Raw genomic sequence first — 16720 nt, 5'->3', positions numbered from 1 at the left:
GCGCGCTGGTTTCATAAAGATTCGCACCTCTATCAAACCGGGTAACCCCACCCTTTGGCAAGGCCTTGCTGTCAGATCAAGTCTGAACTACTACAGGTTAGGGTGGGGATGTTTATTCGCGTACTTCAAACCCATCCCCACCCTAACCCTCCCCTTGAAGGGGAGGGAACTACAAGGTGTTAGCCAAGCATTGGGAGATGCGGGCCATCGAGAGACTTTTATCTCACCTGCTCAACTGCCGGATCAAGGCTCTCCTTCTCCGTATCGATAGCAGTCAGCGCTGTGCCAAACATGAGGTCACCCTCCCCAAACGCCCTCTCCGGCAAAAACCCGCCCGACTGCTTATTCCAAAGTCGATGATAAGCCCCGCGCATCGCCAGCAATTCCGCATGACTGCCGTCTTCGATAATGCGGCCATTGTCAAAAACAAGAATGCGGTCCAGATGCGCGATCGTAGACAGCCGGTGCGCCACCACCAGCACCGTCTTGCCGAGCATGACCTCATCGAGCGTGTCCTGGATCGCCTTTTCCGTGACCGTATCAAGGCTTGACGTTGCTTCGTCCAGGATCAAGATGGGCGCATCCTTCAGGATCACGCGCGCAATCGCGATCCGCTGCCGCTGTCCGCCGGAGAGCTTGACGCCGCGCTCGCCTACCATCGACTGATACTGCTCGCCGATCTGCATGATGAATTCATGCGCATGTGCTTTCTTAGCCGCGTCGATCACCTCTTCGTCGCTCGCATCCAGCCTGCCGTAGCGGATGTTTTCCATCAGGCTGCGGTGGAACAGGCTTGGGTCCTGCGGAATCAGGCTGAGCTGTGCATGCAGCGCATCCTGCCGCATGTTGCGTACGTCGACGCCGTCGATCAGTATGCCGCCGCGCTGTGCATCGTAGAGGCGCAGGATGAGGCTGACGAACGTGGACTTGCCCGAACCGGAAAAGCCCACCAGCCCCACGCGCTGGCCGGCGGGAATGCGCACGTTGAGCTTGTCGAAGATCTTCCGGTCGGGGTGATAGCCGAACTCCAGGTTACGAAACTCGATCTCCCCGCGCCGGATGGAAGGCGACACGGCCTCGGACTTGTCGACCAGTTCATGCGATCGCACGATGGTCTGCACGCCGTTGGCGACATTGCCGACATATTCGAAGAACTCCAGGAAGCGCCGGCTCAGGTTGCGGGCTTCATTGATGATCAAAAGCGACAGGCTGACCGCCATCACGAAGTCGCCGACTCCGATCTCGCCTTTTCCCCAGAGGGTCATTGCGTAGTACAGCACGCCGACCTTGAGCACTGCGGCAGCCGAGAACTGGAACCAGCGTACGCGTTCGTTGTAGCCGTTGGATCTGCGCACCGCGCGCAGTTCATGCTTCTGCGTTTCCGCCAGCAGTTCGCGTTCATGGTCCAGCCGCGCGAACAGGCGGGCGCTGGTCAGGTTGGTCACGGAATCGACCAGCTTGCCTGTGGTTTCGCTGCGTGCGGCGGCGGCGCCCAACGCATGCGGCTGGCAGCGGCGCGCCAGCGCATAGGAAATGGCGATGAAGAAGAAGGCCCATGCGCCGACGAACAGCCCCAATTCTGCATGCGCACGGAAAAGCAGCACGATGGACACGCCGAACACGATGGCCACAGGCCAGAATTCGGTAATCACCGACCACAGCGTTTGCGTGACGCCCATCGCGGTTTCACTGATGCGGTGGGCCAGCGCGCCGGCGAAGTTGTTGCTGAAATAGCGGTGCGAATGGTATTGCAGATAGTGGTACACCGACCGCGTGACGTTCTGCCGCTGGCGCGGCCCGAGCCGGATATGGATGCCGCCGGCCATGCGCCCGAACAGCAGTTCGCCGGCCGAAAAGGCGACGAACAGCAGCAAGGGACCACGCATGGCGTCGACCATGGCCATCGAATGGCCGGTAGCGCCCGCCACACCCTTGACGATGGAATTGAGCGCATAGGGAATCATGATGCCGCAGACCGAATGTCCGGTTTCGAACAGCACCAGCGCAAGATAGGCCCAGCGGTAGCGCGCGACGAAGTGGAGGATGAAGCGCAGCGGCGTATTTGGCAGGGAAGGCGCATCGGGTGCGCGCTGGATGGTGTCGGCATTGCCTGGCGTGGTACTGCTTGATGTCATTCTGTCTATCTATCTGGGCGCTGGATAAGCGCAATGGTGGGCATGCCGCGTTCGGCGCCACCTTTCACTGGTCACTGTCCGAAACGCACATTGCTCAGAAATGCGTCGGCCTCGTTCAGGCTCGCTCTCGCCGGAGGCGGCTCCCATGCCTGCGCAAACTGTTCGGTATGGAATAGTTGAACGATCTGCAAGGAAGAGTCCGGTACCCGGCAAAACAGGCCGCGATGGCTGAACCGGTATCGCGGTTCGGTGGATTCCGGAAGATAGCGGTCGACCTGCACGGCGCGGTAGCTGATGCATTGCACGCCGGGGAAACGGTCGGGCGCAGCGGCGCTGGCGTCGAGTTCGACCATCTCCCGGCGGAAATTGTTCATTTGTGCCGACAATAAACGGCGTACATCTTCCGGACTCAGGCCATGTTGCCGATTCGGCAGCAGGTCGCGGCTAAATAGCGCCGCACCGGCGGTGATGATGTAAGGATGCGGGTCCGGCGACGCGTCGGCCGAGCTTGCATTCTTGCGATATAGCACTTCTCTTCCATCCTGCAGGACCAGGCGCCATCCCGTTCCGGCGGGCGGCACCAGCAGAACGGCACCATTGCCGAGCACCGCAGGTGATTGTCCTGCCGGCGGCAGGATCCGGCGGGCAGTACATGAAGAAAGCAGGCAGGCGAACGCACATGCCATGATGGCAACATGCATTCTTTCGCTCGTGGCCGGGGAAAACAAAAGTCGCTTATCGCAATGCAAATCCCAGCCCTTCAAGCGCCTCGCGCAGGCGATGCCGTCCTTTCAGGTCCTCGGCGGCGCGCAGGCGGGCAACCGAATGCTCGCTCCACACGCTGGCCTGCATCCCCTGCTCCGCATAAAAGGCCTTCATCGCTTCGTCATAGCTGCCGATTTCCTGCTCCACCGGCGCCGGCGCATACTGCTCGCGGTACAGCACCGACGACTGCGGCAGGCGCGGCTTGATGGCCGACGGGCGGTCCGGGTCGGGACGGCCGACGCACAGGCCGAACACCGGATAGACGCTGTCGCCGGGGCGTATGCCGAGTTCGGCGGCGACCTGCTCGGGCTTGTTGCGCAGTGCGCCGATGTAGACGGTACCGAGTCCGAGCGACTCGGCGGCATTGACGGCATTCTGCGCGGCGAGCGCCGCATCGATCACGCCCATCAGGAAGGTGTCGAGATAGTGCACGCCGTCGAGCTGCTGATGGCGCTGCTGTGCGATGCGCTGGAGGCGCGACAGGTCGACCAGCCAGGCAATGAACAGCGGCGCTTCCCTGACCTGCTTCTGATTGCCGACCAGCACCGACAGGCGTTCGCGGCGAGACGCATCCTCCACCGCGATCGCGCTCCACACCTGCAGGTTGGACGAGCTCGGCGCCGACTGCGCCGCCGCGATCAGCAGGTCTAAGGTGCCCGGATCAAGCGGATCGGGCAGGAAGGCGCGCACCGAGCGGTGGGCAAACAGGGTTTCCAATACCGGATTGAGCGATGCGCCGGCAATGGACGGTGCGTCTTGCCCCGCGCCATAGCGGGCTTTCAGGAGTTCGTAGGGGTCGGCCATGATGAACTGAGTGGATTGTTGTCTTACCAGGAAAACTGCCAGTCGGCGACGGTTCGCTGCACCGCTGGCTGCAGCAGCTCGACACGCGGCGTATCGGAAAACTCGGCCAGCACATCATCCTTGATTTCGGCGAAGGCATAGCTGCCCCGGTCGCGCGGGCGCGGCAGCGGCACGTCCACGATGCGGCGTATGCGGCCGGGACGCGGCTGCATCACCACCACGCGGTCGCCAAGGTAGACGGCCTCTTCCACATCATGCGTGACCAGGATCGCGGTGATGCCTTCCTGTTCCCAGATGCGCTGCAGTTCCTGCTGCAGATGACTGCGGGTCAGCGCATCGAGCGCGCCAAAGGGCTCGTCAAGCAGAAGCACTTCCGGCCGGTTCACGAGCGCGCGCGCAATCGCCACGCGCTGCGACATGCCGCCCGACAGCTGATAGGGGTAGGCGGACTCGAAGCCCTTCAGGCCGACGAGCTCGATATGCTCCTGCACCGACTTGCGTTTCTGGTCCTCGGGCAGACCGGCGTTGAGCAAGCCGAGGCTGACGTTCTGCTCCACCGTCAGCCAGGGAAACAGTCTATGTTCCTGGAACACGATGCCGCGCTCTAGGCTGGTGCCGACGATGCGCTTGCCGTCCAGCAGGATCTCGCCGCGGTAATCGTCCTCGAGGCCGATGACCAGCCTCAGCAGCGTGGACTTGCCGCAGCCGCTCGAGCCGACGATGCTGACGAATTCACCCGGCTTGATGGACAGCGAAATGTTGTCCAGCACCGGCAGGGATTCACCCTTCACTTGATACTGCTTGCTGAGATTCCTGATCTCCAGCGTGGCTGCGTGTGCCATATGGTCCTCCTTGAGTTTCAGTAGATTCAGTATTGGGCCGTCGATGTGCCGCGCCAGCGCAGCAGGCGGGCTTCGATCCGGGTAGCGATCAGGTTGAGCGCGAAGCCGACGAGGCCAACGATCACCACGCCGAGCAGCACCTGGTCCATCCAGAGATGCTCACGTCCATCGGTAAGCAGGTTGCCGATACCGATGCCCGAGGTCAGCAGGTATTCCGCGCCGAGCGTCGCCAGCCAGGCATAGATGAGCGCAAGATAGACACCGGTGAAGATGGAAGGCATGGCGGCCGGCAGCACCACGCGGCGCAGCAGCTGCGTGCGGCTGAACGAAAACACCCTGGCCACTTCGATCAGCTCGCGCGGCACGCTGCGTATGCCCTCGAAGGTATTGAGCATGACCGGAAAGAACGCTGCCAGCGACAGGAAAACGACTTTCGCCGTGTCGCCCAGGCCGAACCAGACCGAAATCAGCGGGATCCAGGCAAACAGCGAGACCTGCTTGATCGTATGCAGCGTCGGCCCGACGAGGTTTTCCATCAAGCGCGACAACCCGAGGGCGGCGCCGACCAGCAATCCGACCGTAGTCCCCAGCGTGAAGCCGGCCAGGTCGCGCGCCAGCGAAGCACCCAGCGACTTCCATAGATGGCCGCTGTCCCACATGCGTACCGCCGTGTCCCAGACTTTGCTGATCGGCACCAGCATCGGCGAATCGGTCCACTCGAAGCGAAATGCGGCCCACCAAAGGAGGAGCAGCAAGCCGGGCAGCGCCGCGCCGCGCAGGAAGCGCCGCCACGGCAAGCGGCGGCCGTACTCTCCTTCCTGTTTTGCAGCCTTGTATTCCGTGTTTGGTGCAGCATGCGTTTGGGTCAATGTCGTCATGGTCATTCTCGTGCAATGAAGTTGATGTAGACGCTGCTCAGAAGCCTTCTCGCCGCCAGCGCAGCAGGCGTGCTTCGATCACGGCCAGCAGCTTGTCGAGGACGAAGCCGACGGCGCCGACGACGATCACTGCGGCCAGCACCACGTCGAGCTGATAAAGCTGCCGTCCGTAGACGATCATGAAACCCAGCCCTTCCGACGACGCCAGCAGCTCGACGGCGACCAGCGCCAGCCAGGCATGGGTAAGGCCGTAACGCACGCCGCTCCATATCTGCGGAAAGGCGGCGGGAAAGACCACCTTGGAAAGCAGTTGCCAGTGCGTGAAGCGGTACACCTTGGCCACTTCGATGAAGCGCGTCGACACGTTCTGAATGCCCTTGTAGGTATTGAGCGTGATCGGCACGAAGGCGGCCTTGGAAATCAGGATGATCTTCAGCGCCTCCTCGATCCCGACGAGCATCATCAGCAGCGGCAGCCAGCCGATGGACGGCACCTGCGCGATGATGCGGAAGGTCGGATACAGGTAATCCTTGGCGACCGGCGACAGGCCGATCAGCACGCCGAGCACCAGTCCGGCAGCGCCGCCTGCAGCGAAGCCGACCACCACGCGCCAGAGGCTGATCCAGGTGTTGTCGGGCAGCTCGCCGCTCTGGATGAGTTCGTAGAATGTGTTCGCGACCATGGCCGGCGGCGGAAGGATTTGCGCCGGCACCCATTCCTGGTCGGCGGCGATATACCAGACCAGAAGCACCGCCAGCGGGAACGGCCATGACAGCGCAAATCGCTTCAGGCGTGCATACCATGCCGCATGCCGGTTGACGGCGGAAGAGGTCTTTCCATCAGTCTTCTGTGAAGCGGATGAAGGCTTAGGCGTGATGCTGCCCGCGACATCTGCGGGAATACGGGCGAGAGGTAGTGAAGACATGACGATGGTCGCGTAAGGGTTGGTAGGGATAATGGCCTGCCGGCCGACATGGTTCATCATTGGTTTGCCGGTCCGCGCCAGTGCAGCACGCGTTGCTCGATCAGCGTGGCAAGCTTGTTGAGCAGCACGCCTACCAGGCCGATGGCCAGCATGCCGAACAGGATCAGCTCGACGTTGAATGCGGCCTTGCCGCGAATGACGACGCTGCCTATGCCTTGGGAAGAAGACCCGAGCAGGTATTCGGCGCCTATCGTCGCCAGCCATGCGTAGAGCAGCGCGAGATGCAGCCCGGTAGCGATTTGCGGGGCCGCCGCCGGCAGGATCAGGCGCAATGCAAGCTGCATGCGGCTGAATCCGAGCACCCTTGCCACCTCAAGCTGTGCACGATTGACGCTGCGCACGCCTTCGAAGGTATTGAGCGCCACCGGATAGAACGCGGAAATGGCGATGAACACAATCTTCGCCGGCTCGCCGCTGCCCAGCCATGCCGACATCAGCGGCAGCCAAGCGAACAGGGAAATCTGCTTGAGCGTATGAAAGGTCGGTCCGATCAGCCGCTCGGCCCAGCGCGACACGCCGAGCAGCACGCCGAACAGGATTCCGGCGATGCTGCCGAGAGCGAAGCCGGCGAGATCGCGCAGCAGGCTGGCCTTGAGGCCGTTGAAGAACTGGCCGTTGGTCAGGTAGTTCCAGCCGGTTTCGATAACCCTGGCCGGCGGCACGATGAGTTTGGTGTCGACGATGCCGGCGGCGGTGATGGTCTGCCAGGTGGCTAGCAGGATCAGTGGCAGGGCCAGGCCGCGGAAGTCGTAGGTGCCGAGCAGAGGACGTAGCGAGATGCGTTTCATTGGCAATTCTTTAAAACGAAGATAGATAAAATTTTTCTGCCGATATGCTGGCGATGCGGATTGGCTCCCTTCTCCCGCAGGCGAGGCGCAGGCAGGACGTCGCAAACCACTGGTTTGCGCTGCCGTAGCCGACTTGGCTTGCAAGCCAAGTCGTGGGGCGCGGAGCGAGGGCTGGGGATGAGGGGCACCGCACAACCTCATGAGGTCTCGGCAATCTCCCTCACCCCTGCCCCTCTCCCGCCTGCGGGAGAGGGGTTTCGTTCTCCGTTGCAGCTTCAGGCTGTTGACTCAATACGCCGCCCGCCTCCATCCCTGCAGCCGCGACTCCAGCAAGCCAAGCACCCGATCCATCAGCAAGCCCACCGCGCCAATCACGATCATCGCCACCACGACAATATCAAGCTGAAGCAACTGCCTTCCCCAAACCATCAGGTAACCGATGCCTTCGCTGGACGCCAGCAATTCGACAAACACCAGCGACAGCCAGGCCTGCATCACGCCCTGGCGAAGACCGTTGAAAATACTGGCGGACGCCGCCGGCAGGACCACCCTCCCCACCACCTGCAGGCCGTTGAAGCGGTACACCTTCGCTACTTCAAGCAGCACGCGCGGGATATTGGCGATACCCTTGTAGGTGTTGACCGCGACGGGCACAACCACGGCAATGGAAATTGCCGAAATCTTCAGTGCCTCCCCGATGCCTGCAAAGATGATCAGCAGCGGAATCCAGCCCACCACCGGGAACTGCGACAACAGCGAAAAACCGGGATACAGATAAGCCCTTGCCGAACGCGAAATGCCCATCATCACCCCTAGCAGCAAACCGCTGCTGCCGCCGATGAGCAGGCTCCAGCCGAAGCGCGACAGGCTGATGCCGAGATGCGAAGCGAGCTCGCCACTGCTCCACAGTTCCGCAAGCGATTGCCAGACGAGGGATGGCGGTGGAAGGATCTGTTCGGCCAGCCAGCGTTCATCGACCGCATGCTGCCAAATCGTGAGCAACAGGAGCGGCAGCAGCAACCCGCTGGCAAACATGGCAAGACGTCGAGCGAACGAAGCGGCAGAGGCACGCCACGACACCGGTGTCGTTATTGCGGCCTGGCCGGGCAGATAGCGGGTGGACGAGACGGTATTCATGTCAATGGGTGTCGGTGCTGGTCGGTATCACTTCGGCGAAGCCTTGGGCTTGCCGGCCGCGTCGAACTCCGGCCAGTAGCCGTCTAGCTTCAATTCCTGCAGCGCCGTATTCAGGTACTGCGGCGCCAGCCAGCCGTTGACCTCGATATCGCGCCGGATCAGCTTGAATTCCTTGGCCTGCTGGATCGATTTCTTCAGGTTCTCGACAAAATATTCATCCAGCAGCGGCGACAGGCGCCATTTGAGCGGGATATCCCCGAAGGTCTTCTGGTACTCGTAGTAGCTGGTGCCGGAGTTGGACCAGAGCTTGTACTGCGCATCCCGGTTCTTTTCATCCGAACTCCATGCGGCCACCCTGATCAGCGTCGTCACCACGCGCTGAACGATGTCCGGGTACTTCTTCTCGAAATCTTCCGACACCCAGAACACTCCCTGCGACGACAGTTCAGGATCAGGACCTGTTGCATAGATGACCTTGCCCACGCCGCGTGCCTCAAGATCAAAGGGAGCGATCACGCCGCCGTCGACGTCCTTGGTGGCAATGGCCGCGCGCAGGGTGTCGCCATCCATGCTGAGCGTCTTGAAGTCCTTCTCGGTCAGGCCGTGCTTCTTCAGGATGCGTCCGAGCGTCAGCTGGCTTGCCGTCCCCTTGAATACCGCGAGACGTTTCCCTTTCAAGTCTTCCAGGCTTTTTGCCGGAGAGTCGATCGGGCCGGTGATGTAATTGCCGCCGAATCGGGTGTACGAAAACAAGATCTTCGTGCGCAAGCCGGTCGAGCGGCCGATGATAATGGGCAGGTCGCCATGGTGGGCGAAGTCGGCGAGGCCGTTCGCCAGCTGTTCATTGGTCGCCGGGCCGGCGCCGGGATTGAATGTCCACTGGATCTTGATGCCATCCTTGGCAAACTCCTTTTCCAGCGCGCCTTGCTGATGTGCGGTGGAGATCACGGTGCCGCCGGTCAGCGGCCGGCCGCCGGTGCCCGCGCCGGAATAGGCAATGCGGATGACCTTGGGCTTGTCCTGAGCGATCGATGCAGGAGCCGCCAGCATGCCGCCGGTAGCAAAGATGACCGCGCCCAGAATAGATGCAATTCGTGTAATGCTGAATTTGTTCATGTCGATATCCATTCAAACAATGCAAAACTGATCAGAATCCGAACTGGAATTGCGCAAGCAATTCATTGACGGCCTGCTGCGCCGGGGTCTCGTACTTGTAGCGGTTCAGATTGATCTGGAACTTGGTGGTCTCTGCAAAGAACAGGTTGAAGCCGGCGGTATAAACCTTGACCTTGTCGTTGGCGGCCCGCACGTTGGGATCGAAGGTGTCGAAGCGTGCGAACAGCTGATAGGACTTCGGCCAGTAGTCGTCGTACTTGGCTTGGGCGCGCGAACTGGCGACCCACTGCTCGCCCCAGGTGTAGAAGGCAGTGAGGTACTGGCCGCGCGCCTTGAGCTCCGGGCCGGCGCCGAGCACGCCATCGCGTCCTTCCGCATATTCATAGGTGATGCCGAAGGGTGCATGGTTGTAATAGATGTCGAATCCGTAGCGATCGCGCTTGCCCTGGCCCACCACCGTGGTGGTGCCGGTCGTCAGGTTCTTCGTGCCCTTATAGCCGGATACGCCGAACTTCAGTTCGCGGAACGGGCTGTTGTAATCCACCGGCAAGGTGTAAGCGAGACGGCCGATCCAGTCCTTGGCATTATTGTCGTCCGACTTGTTCGGGCCGCTGCCGTTGACGATGCCGACCGCATATTCGAGCAGCGGTGCGCGGTAATTGAAACCATAGTCAACATACGGATCGTAGTCACCGCGCACGATGAAACCGATCTGGCGCGTCCCGACGCCGAGACCGCTCAGGAACTGGGCGTTGTTGATCACCGGCCGCAGTTCCTCGCCGATCTGCGCCTCGAGCCCGAAGGGAATCTGCTGCTGGCCGAAAGTGAGCGTCAGGCGCGGATCTTCCAGCCCCGTCAGTGTCGGGAACGGGCTGTAACGCACGAAGGCATCGGTCACATTGAACTGGCTGCCGTCGGTGGCCGGATTGTTCTTCGCATACGCGAAAGCGAGACGGTAATCCAGGTTGCGGCCTTCGGAATAGTCGCGGTACAGGCTGCCGCTGAAGTTCAGCGTGCCCTGGGAGATGTCGAAACTGGAATTGCGGTCTGTAACTGTAGACGAGCTGCCGGTGCGCGTGCCTGGAGTTTGCGCAGCGGCACGCACCTGCACGCTGCCGCCGATGGTGGTGCCGCGTGTCGTCAGTGCGGTCTTGGTCTCTCGGCTGCGGCGCTGCTCGTACTTGTAGTTCTCAAGATCAGTGCGCAGGCCGTCGATATCGGCCTTGGTTGCACTTTCCGGCTTGTCAGCGGCAAGGCCTGGCGTCAGTGCTTCGGCGGCCGTTGCGCTTTCCTGCGCAGCCGGTCTCTGCTGAGACTGAACCTGCTGCTGCAGGCTGTTGACCACTGCTTTCAATTCCTCGATCTGCCGCTTCAACTCCTCGTTGCTCGGTCCCGCTGCGTGACCTGCGCCGGCGAACGCCAGCAAGCCGGCTCCCAGCAGTGCCCTGCCCTTTTTCCTCTCTGCGTGCTTCAATCAATACTCCCTGTATGTGCGTGATGCCGAGCCGCACTGCGGCCTGCTCCATGATTCGTCGCTTCGTGAGTCGCCTGTCCTGCGCCGTCTAGCCGCGGCCTGGGTTCAGCAGCGTGACGCCTGCCGTTGCATTGTCATTAGGCAGAATCCATGCCATGCGTTTTTCATCGTTTTTACGGCCGTCGCGAACGTTTTTCGCCGATGGCTGTGTGAATGCCAGCACATCGACACAGGATGCTGCTGATTGCGCAACAGGAAGTCGACACGAGAATCGATTTGCAAAGAAAACGGCGGCCGGTCCCATATAAATAGAGCGATGAACCAAGTACGAAAGCATTCGTTCTCGTGCGGAGCGTGTTGGCTTACCCTAAGCACACTGGGAGAGAAACCGCCTGATCAATGGCGGTCGTATTTCTTCGCTCATCCGTCAAAGGTTTCACATGCCCGCAAATCTCTTCGCCGACTTTCGGCTGCTCACCGTTCCCGGCCTGCACGGCAGCGGTCCGGAACACTGGCAATCGCGCCGGGAAATCCAGCTGCCGCATGCGCGGCGCGTGGAGCAGGAGCATTGGGATGTGCCGGAACTGGAAGTCTGGTCGAAGCGTCTGGCGCAGGAGCTACGGCAGTCAAGCAAGCCGGCGCTGTTGATCGCACACAGCTTCGGCTGCCTGACCACTGTTCACCGCGCCAGGTTCGATGCTTCGCGCATTGCGGGAGCGCTGCTGGTGGCGCCCGCCGACCCGGTGAAATTCGGCGTGGCCGCGCAGCTGAGCAATGTGCGCCTTGCCTTCCCCGCCGTGGTGATCGGCAGCACCGATGATCCCTGGATGAGCAGCGAGCGTGCCGCCCACTGGGCGCGCCAGTGGCAGGCCGGCTTCGTCAATGCCGGTGCGCTCGGTCATATCAATGCCGACTCCGGCCTGGGCGACTGGCAATACGGGCTTGATCAATTGTCCCGGCTTGCCGGTCTGGCGAGGCTGGCGGAAGCCGAGCGCATTGCCGTGAACTGATACAGGCAACGCTGCAATAACTCGTTTGAGCCAAGGCGCTTGGAGCGCGGTACGAGAAACGCGGTGCGGGCATGCAGGTCTGCACCGCGTTTTCTATTTTTGCAATAACCGGCGTCAGGCAGCCTTCGCCGCCTTGACCGTATGGCGGTTGACCGGCCGGTCGAGTCCCAGATTCTCGCGCAGGGTGCGGCCTTCGTATTCCGTACGGAACAATCCGCGCTTCTGCAATTCTGGAATCACGAGATCGACGAACTCATTCAGCGATTGCGGCAGCACCGGCGGCATGACATTGAAGCCGTCCGCCGCGCCGTTCTCGAACCATGCCTGCATCTCGTCGGCAATCTTCTCCGGCGTTCCGACGACCACCCAGTGGCCGCGAGCGCCCGCGAGGTATTCGTAAAGCTGGCGCACCGTGAATTTTTCGCGCCTTGCCAGTTCAATGACGACATGATGGCGGCTGTTGCGTCCCGCTGGCGGCTCCGGATAGTAAGGCGGCGGCGCATCCAGATCCCAGGACGACAAGTCTTCGTTCGGCCAGTAACGGGCTATCGTGCCGAGGCCGACGGAAGGATGGATCAGGCTTTGCAGTTCCGCCCATTTCGCTTCCGCCTCTTCCTGCGTGCGGCCGATCACCGGAGATATGCCGGGCAGGATCAGCAATTGTTCGGGACGGCGGCCGTATTTCGCCAGCCTGCCCTTCACGTCGCGGTAGAAGGCTTGCGCCTCTTCCAGGCTGGTCCATGCGGTGAAGATGGCTTCCGCGGTTGCCGCCGCGAGTTCGCGTCCGGGTTCGGAAGACCCTGCCTGGACAATGACGGGATGGCCCTGCGGCGGACGCTCGATGTTCAGCGGACCGGACACCTTCAGGTGCTTGCCGGCGTGGTTGAGTGCATGCAGCTTGTCGGGATCGAAATAGACGCCCGACTCGGGATTGCGGATGAACGCGTCGTCCTCGAAGCTGTCCCAGAGACCCTTGACCACGTCAAGGAACTCATGCGCCTTTTCATAGCGAAGCTCAGGGTCGGGATGGCGGTCGAGTCCGAAGTTGCCGTACACGCTCTCGGCACTCGTGGTCACCACGTTCCACGCGGCCCGCCCCTTGCTGATATGGTCCAGCGATGCAAATTTTCGCGCAAGCAGGAAAGGATCTTCATAGGTAGTCGACGCGGTAGCGACGAATCCGATATGTTTGGTGGCCACCGACAACGCAGCCCACAACGTTACCGGCTCGAAATACGATACTCGCCCCTGCCGGCTGAACGATTCATCGTCCCCCTGGTGCCAGACGCCGGGGCTGTCTGCGACGAATACCTGGTCGAACTTGCCGCGCTCGGCCGTCTGCGCGACTTCGATGTAATGGTCGATGTTGACACCGGAATCGATCTGCGATCCCGGATGGCGCCAGGCGGCGACATGGTGTCCGGTCGCCATGATGAAGGCGCCAAGGCGCATCTTGCGTTGGGTCATGCGATGTTCTCCCTGTTTGAAATCAAAACGGTCGCGCGCCGGCGAGGCTGACGCGCTTGAGCAGGCGGCGTTCCGCTGCATCGAAGCCGGTGCGAGCGTGCAGCGTGGCCTGGTTGTCCCAGTGCACGATGTCGCCGACCTGCCAGCGGTGGGTGTACTGGTACTTCGGCTGCAGAATGTGGGCGCGCAGACTTGCGATCAGCTCGCTGCCTTCCTTCGGATCGAATCCGGGAATTTCCACTTCCGAATGGGTGGCAAGGAAAAGAATCTTTCTGCCGCTGCCCGGATGGGTGCGCACCAGCGGATGCGGAAAGCCGTGTCCCAGCGGAGCGATATCGGGGGTGCGGTAGAGCGGCCGCGTCTGGCCGGGGCTGCGCACGAAGGGGTTGTAGGTAATCAGCTTCAAGCCGTCGATACGCTGCTTCGTCGCCTCGTCGAGATCGCTGTACGCCTGCGCAAGATTGAACCAGGTCGTGTCGCCGCCCTTGTGCGGCACTTCCTCCGCATACAGCAGCGACGCCGCCGACGGCAGCGGCGTCCACTGGTGATCGATATGCGGCCTCAATTCGCCGTTGCCGGTATAGCCGCCGTCCAGGTTGGAGACCGGAACGACATCCGGCGCAACGCCGGCATGATCGGAGGAACCCAGTACCGGCACATCGGCCTGTGAATGAAACACCGGACCGAAGTGCGTGGCGAACGCCAGCAAGGCCCGGTCATCGAGAGACTGGCTCTTGAAGATCAGGATGTGATGGTCTTCCAGCGCGCGCTTGAGGCGCCACACCAGCGCGGCGCTCAAGGGACGGTTCACGTCGAGGCCGGTAACGACAGCGCCGAGTCCTTCGCCGGCAGGAACGATGTCTACCTCATCGTCACGCTGCCGTGGAAGCGGCGAATGCGACGCCTCGTGAACGGCGATGGAGACGGAAGTGAAAAGGGGTTGGCTGGCAAAGCTGGTATTCAGTATGGCGCTCAATGAAGAATCTCCCTGACTGTTTCCGTCGAATGACGGAAATGCAGGGCGATTTGAGCAAGGGGTGTACCAGCGGAATGTGCGATCCCATGCGATAAAACGGCAAGACGGTGCGCAGAACGCAACCGCTCCTGCTGCGTTCGCAACATGAACTGTGGGCGAGGAAGCACCCCCGCCCACAGTGACCGATGCTAACGAATTGCTTCTATTGCGGCATCTCCTTCAACCCAGCTTCTTCGACAGATCCCACATCGCATCGACCAGGCGGTCGATATCCGAGGCGTTGTGCCACAGATGCGTGGAGATGCGTACCGGCCAGTGATCAGTGGGAGAATTGATCACCGGTACGTTGACGTTGCGGATCACGAATCCGCGGTTGTAGTCGGAAAGCAGCCTCGATACGAAGGTGCCGGACTTCGCGGAGTTCAGCACGTCGGCCGTATTGTGGAAAGGATTGAACGAGGTGATGGCAGACAGCAGCTTGGGATCGTCCTTCGGCGAATACAGGCGTTCCACGCCCCAGCGTTCGGCAATCTTCTCCTTCAGGTACTGGCTGAGCGTGAGATCATAGGTTTCGATCTTCTTGCGTCCGATCTGGTCCCACAGCTCGCACGCCTTCACCAGCGCCGAGAACATCGGCGTATGCAGGCTGCCGCAGCTGGTAATGATGCTGCCGATGTCGAAGCTTGCCGTGCCTGTCGTGGTGCGCACCAGCGGTGTGGTCGGATAGCTGCTGGTGTGGATCGGATACCACTTCGGCAGCGGCAGCGGGTTGGAACCGCGGATCTTGTTCCTGACCACAAGGATGCCTGTCGAACCCGGGCCGCACTGCCATTTGTGCCCTGCACCGGACATGAAGTCCATGCCCAGGCTGGCATAGTCGTAAGCCATCATGCCCGGCAGGTGGGCACCGTCGACAATGCTGATCAGCTCATTGCGCTTGGCCACGTCCACCAGCTCCGCGATCGGCAGCATGGTGCCCGTCTTGTAGGTCGGCGACGACCACATCATCGCCCTGACCCGCTTGCCGGCAGCCCTGAGTTCCCGGATGCGCTGTTCGAACAGGTTGACGTAGGTGGCGGCTGTCTGGTCATTGCCTACCGGCAGTGCCACGCGCGACACCTGGATGCCGTAACGATCCACCGCAATCTGGAGCGGCACGTCACCGCCGGGATGCTCGTGATTGGTCGTGACGACCACGTCGCCGGCCTTCCAGTCCAGGCCGAGAATCGCGTGGCACATGCCCGAGGAGGTATTGGCCGAGAAGGCGAGTTCGTCCGGGTCGACGCCGAAGCCCGGCGCCACCTTGGTCCGTTCCGCGAGCAGGTTGGTATAGCCGCTGCCGGACGTTCTTGCCTTGGTGCGGTTCTCCTCGTCGAAGACGTCGAGCGATATTTTCGGCATCGATCCCGCCGTGCCGATGTTCATGAAGGTGCGGCTCGGATCGAGCACGAACATGCTGTTGATGCTGGCCCAGAAACGGTCGTCCTGCAGCAAGCGGCTGCGGAGAGCGCCGGCGCCGGCGGAGCCGTTGTTTGCAAATGCGCTCAGCGGGCTGGCCGCGGCGACTGCCGCTCCTGCGCCCAGCATGCGCAGGAAGTCGCGCCTGCTGGGTGTCCAGTGCCGGGTTTCGTCGTGAGAAAAACCGGAAGGCTTGTTTCCTGCAACGTCAGTGACAACATCTTTGCTCATGGTCCTGTCTCCTGCATTCGTTGATGTTTAACGGCGGCCAGCAACAACAGCAATTTCGATCAGCACATCACGCGGCAGGCGGGCGACCTCGACGGTAGCCCGCGCCGGTGCGTTCGTTTTGAAGTACTCCCCGTAGATCTTGTTCATCACCGCGAAATCGTTCAGATTTTTCATGTACACGGTGCTCATCAGTACATCGTCATAAGACAGTCCCTGGGACTTCAGCTTTTCGCCGATATAGTCGAGAACCAGCCTGGTTTGTTCTTCGACGGTGGTTCCCTGAACGGCATTGCCTGCCTTGTTCAATGGGATGACCCCGGAAAGGAAGATCAATCCTCCGTGGGAAGTCATTTGGGAATAGGGCCCGATGGCTGGATAGATCTTGTCGGTGGAAAGGACTTGTTTGGAAGTTTTTCCGGGCATTGCGCAACCGGTCAGCGCAATTGCAGCGGACATGGCGACTACGCGGAATACCGCTCTTTTATTACCCATCAGAATGTCTCCTTATATTTATTGGCAGGATGATTACCCGGAGGCATCATCGAGTCCTGATATCCGATTGGCTTTTTCGATGTCGATGGCTCTCCTTTCAAGGTGGAATTAAGGAGTGAGAGCGGCGATGGAATGAGTGCGATTCATGAACAGCCGCGCCAT

The 16720-nt window shown here is 61.1% G+C and carries 16 protein-coding genes; 1 reads left to right on the top strand and 15 read right to left on the bottom strand.

Translation table 11 applies throughout. The features are described from left to right. Positions 1-218 precede the first annotated feature (218 nt). The 11 genes from IGW03_RS29315 to IGW03_RS29265 form a co-directional block, all read right to left on the bottom strand. The gene (locus IGW03_RS29315; RefSeq protein ID WP_194726033.1) at positions 219-2135 is read right to left on the bottom strand and encodes an ABC transporter ATP-binding protein; all 1917 of its coding nucleotides are present in this window, start codon (positions 2133-2135) and stop codon (positions 219-221) included. Between the two features lie 71 nt (positions 2136-2206). Further along, a complete protein-coding gene (locus IGW03_RS29310; RefSeq protein WP_194726032.1) occupies positions 2207-2836 on the bottom strand; it encodes a hypothetical protein in 630 nt (209 codons plus the stop codon). A gap of 34 nt (positions 2837-2870) precedes the next feature. Next, on the bottom strand, positions 2871-3704 hold the full coding sequence (locus IGW03_RS29305) for an NADPH-dependent oxidoreductase (protein WP_194726031.1): 834 nt from the start codon (positions 3702-3704) through the stop codon (positions 2871-2873). A gap of 23 nt (positions 3705-3727) precedes the next feature. Next, positions 3728-4546: an ABC transporter ATP-binding protein gene (locus IGW03_RS29300; RefSeq protein WP_194726030.1), complete on the bottom strand. Its 819-nt coding sequence runs from the start codon at positions 4544-4546 to the stop codon at positions 3728-3730. A gap of 26 nt (positions 4547-4572) precedes the next feature. Next, the gene (locus IGW03_RS29295; RefSeq protein ID WP_194726029.1) at positions 4573-5424 is read right to left on the bottom strand and encodes an ABC transporter permease; all 852 of its coding nucleotides are present in this window, start codon (positions 5422-5424) and stop codon (positions 4573-4575) included. Between the two features lie 37 nt (positions 5425-5461). Further along, positions 5462-6409 (bottom strand): ABC transporter permease, encoded by a 948-nt coding sequence (locus tag IGW03_RS29290; protein ID WP_228536175.1) that lies wholly within the window; start codon positions 6407-6409, stop codon positions 5462-5464. After that, positions 6406-7197 carry an ABC transporter permease gene (locus IGW03_RS29285; RefSeq protein ID WP_194726028.1) on the bottom strand — a complete coding sequence of 264 codons (792 nt, stop codon included), beginning with the start codon at positions 7195-7197 and terminating at the stop codon, positions 6406-6408. The genes IGW03_RS29290 and IGW03_RS29285 overlap by 4 nt, the downstream gene beginning before the upstream one ends. Before the next feature lie 288 nt (positions 7198-7485). Beyond that, the gene (locus IGW03_RS29280) at positions 7486-8334 is read right to left on the bottom strand and encodes an ABC transporter permease (RefSeq protein ID WP_194726027.1); all 849 of its coding nucleotides are present in this window, start codon (positions 8332-8334) and stop codon (positions 7486-7488) included. Between the two features lie 27 nt (positions 8335-8361). Continuing rightward, on the bottom strand, positions 8362-9450 hold the full coding sequence (locus IGW03_RS29275) for an ABC transporter substrate-binding protein (RefSeq protein ID WP_194726026.1): 1089 nt from the start codon (positions 9448-9450) through the stop codon (positions 8362-8364). Positions 9451-9481: 31 nt separating this feature from the next. After that, the gene (locus IGW03_RS29270) at positions 9482-10924 is read right to left on the bottom strand and encodes a putative porin (RefSeq protein WP_194726025.1); all 1443 of its coding nucleotides are present in this window, start codon (positions 10922-10924) and stop codon (positions 9482-9484) included. 88 nt (positions 10925-11012) lie between these two features. Further along, complete coding sequence (locus tag IGW03_RS29265) at positions 11013-11261, bottom strand: hypothetical protein (RefSeq protein ID WP_194726024.1); 249 nt, start codon at positions 11259-11261, stop codon at positions 11013-11015. A gap of 103 nt (positions 11262-11364) precedes the next feature. On the opposite strand from IGW03_RS29265, the gene IGW03_RS29260 reads away from it, so the two are divergent. Beyond that, on the top strand, positions 11365-11934 hold the full coding sequence (locus IGW03_RS29260; protein ID WP_194726023.1) for an RBBP9/YdeN family alpha/beta hydrolase: 570 nt from the start codon (positions 11365-11367) through the stop codon (positions 11932-11934). A gap of 114 nt (positions 11935-12048) precedes the next feature. On the opposite strand, the gene IGW03_RS29255 is transcribed toward IGW03_RS29260, so the two are convergent. The 4 genes from IGW03_RS29255 to IGW03_RS29240 form a co-directional block, all read right to left on the bottom strand. Further along, on the bottom strand, positions 12049-13401 hold the full coding sequence (locus IGW03_RS29255) for an LLM class flavin-dependent oxidoreductase (RefSeq protein WP_194726022.1): 1353 nt from the start codon (positions 13399-13401) through the stop codon (positions 12049-12051). Positions 13402-13423: 22 nt separating this feature from the next. Continuing rightward, complete coding sequence (locus IGW03_RS29250; protein ID WP_228536174.1) at positions 13424-14377, bottom strand: TauD/TfdA dioxygenase family protein; 954 nt, start codon at positions 14375-14377, stop codon at positions 13424-13426. A 219-nt stretch (positions 14378-14596) separates the two neighbouring features. Further along, positions 14597-16066, bottom strand: coding sequence for an aminotransferase class V-fold PLP-dependent enzyme (locus tag IGW03_RS29245; protein WP_194726021.1), 1470 nt, complete (start codon positions 16064-16066; stop codon positions 14597-14599). Positions 16067-16093: 27 nt separating this feature from the next. Next, positions 16094-16522, bottom strand: coding sequence for a Rid family detoxifying hydrolase (locus tag IGW03_RS29240; RefSeq protein ID WP_228536173.1), 429 nt, complete (start codon positions 16520-16522; stop codon positions 16094-16096). Between the last annotated feature and the right edge of the window lie 198 nt (positions 16523-16720).

The organism is Noviherbaspirillum malthae (assembly GCF_015352985.1).
In the GTDB taxonomy this organism is placed as follows: Bacteria; Pseudomonadota; Gammaproteobacteria; order Burkholderiales; family Burkholderiaceae_D; genus Noviherbaspirillum; species Noviherbaspirillum malthae.
The sequence above is the reverse complement of the archived record's forward strand: the minus strand, read 5'-3'. Positions and strand labels throughout refer to the sequence as shown.

What these genes read in the sequence shown, in the direction of transcription:
- IGW03_RS29315 (WP_194726033.1), bottom strand. Translation starts at nt 2,135, where the DNA reads ATGACATCAAGCAGTACCACGCCAGGCAATGCCGACACCATCCAGCGC.
- IGW03_RS29310 (WP_194726032.1), bottom strand. Translation starts at nt 2,836, where the DNA reads ATGCATGTTGCCATCATGGCATGTGCGTTCGCCTGCCTGCTTTCTTCA.
- IGW03_RS29305 (WP_194726031.1), bottom strand. Translation starts at nt 3,704, where the DNA reads ATGGCCGACCCCTACGAACTCCTGAAAGCCCGCTATGGCGCGGGGCAA.
- IGW03_RS29300 (WP_194726030.1), bottom strand. Translation starts at nt 4,546, where the DNA reads ATGGCACACGCAGCCACGCTGGAGATCAGGAATCTCAGCAAGCAGTAT.
- IGW03_RS29295 (WP_194726029.1), bottom strand. Translation starts at nt 5,424, where the DNA reads ATGACGACATTGACCCAAACGCATGCTGCACCAAACACGGAATACAAG.
- IGW03_RS29290 (WP_228536175.1), bottom strand. Translation starts at nt 6,409, where the DNA reads ATGATGAACCATGTCGGCCGGCAGGCCATTATCCCTACCAACCCTTAC.
- IGW03_RS29285 (WP_194726028.1), bottom strand. Translation starts at nt 7,197, where the DNA reads ATGAAACGCATCTCGCTACGTCCTCTGCTCGGCACCTACGACTTCCGC.
- IGW03_RS29280 (WP_194726027.1), bottom strand. Translation starts at nt 8,334, where the DNA reads ATGAATACCGTCTCGTCCACCCGCTATCTGCCCGGCCAGGCCGCAATA.
- IGW03_RS29275 (WP_194726026.1), bottom strand. Translation starts at nt 9,450, where the DNA reads ATGAACAAATTCAGCATTACACGAATTGCATCTATTCTGGGCGCGGTC.
- IGW03_RS29265 (WP_194726024.1), bottom strand. Translation starts at nt 11,261, where the DNA reads ATGCTTTCGTACTTGGTTCATCGCTCTATTTATATGGGACCGGCCGCC.
- IGW03_RS29260 (WP_194726023.1), top strand. Translation starts at nt 11,365, where the DNA reads ATGCCCGCAAATCTCTTCGCCGACTTTCGGCTGCTCACCGTTCCCGGC.
- IGW03_RS29255 (WP_194726022.1), bottom strand. Translation starts at nt 13,401, where the DNA reads ATGACCCAACGCAAGATGCGCCTTGGCGCCTTCATCATGGCGACCGGA.
- IGW03_RS29245 (WP_194726021.1), bottom strand. Translation starts at nt 16,066, where the DNA reads ATGAGCAAAGATGTTGTCACTGACGTTGCAGGAAACAAGCCTTCCGGT.
- IGW03_RS29240 (WP_228536173.1), bottom strand. Translation starts at nt 16,522, where the DNA reads ATGTCCGCTGCAATTGCGCTGACCGGTTGCGCAATGCCCGGAAAAACT.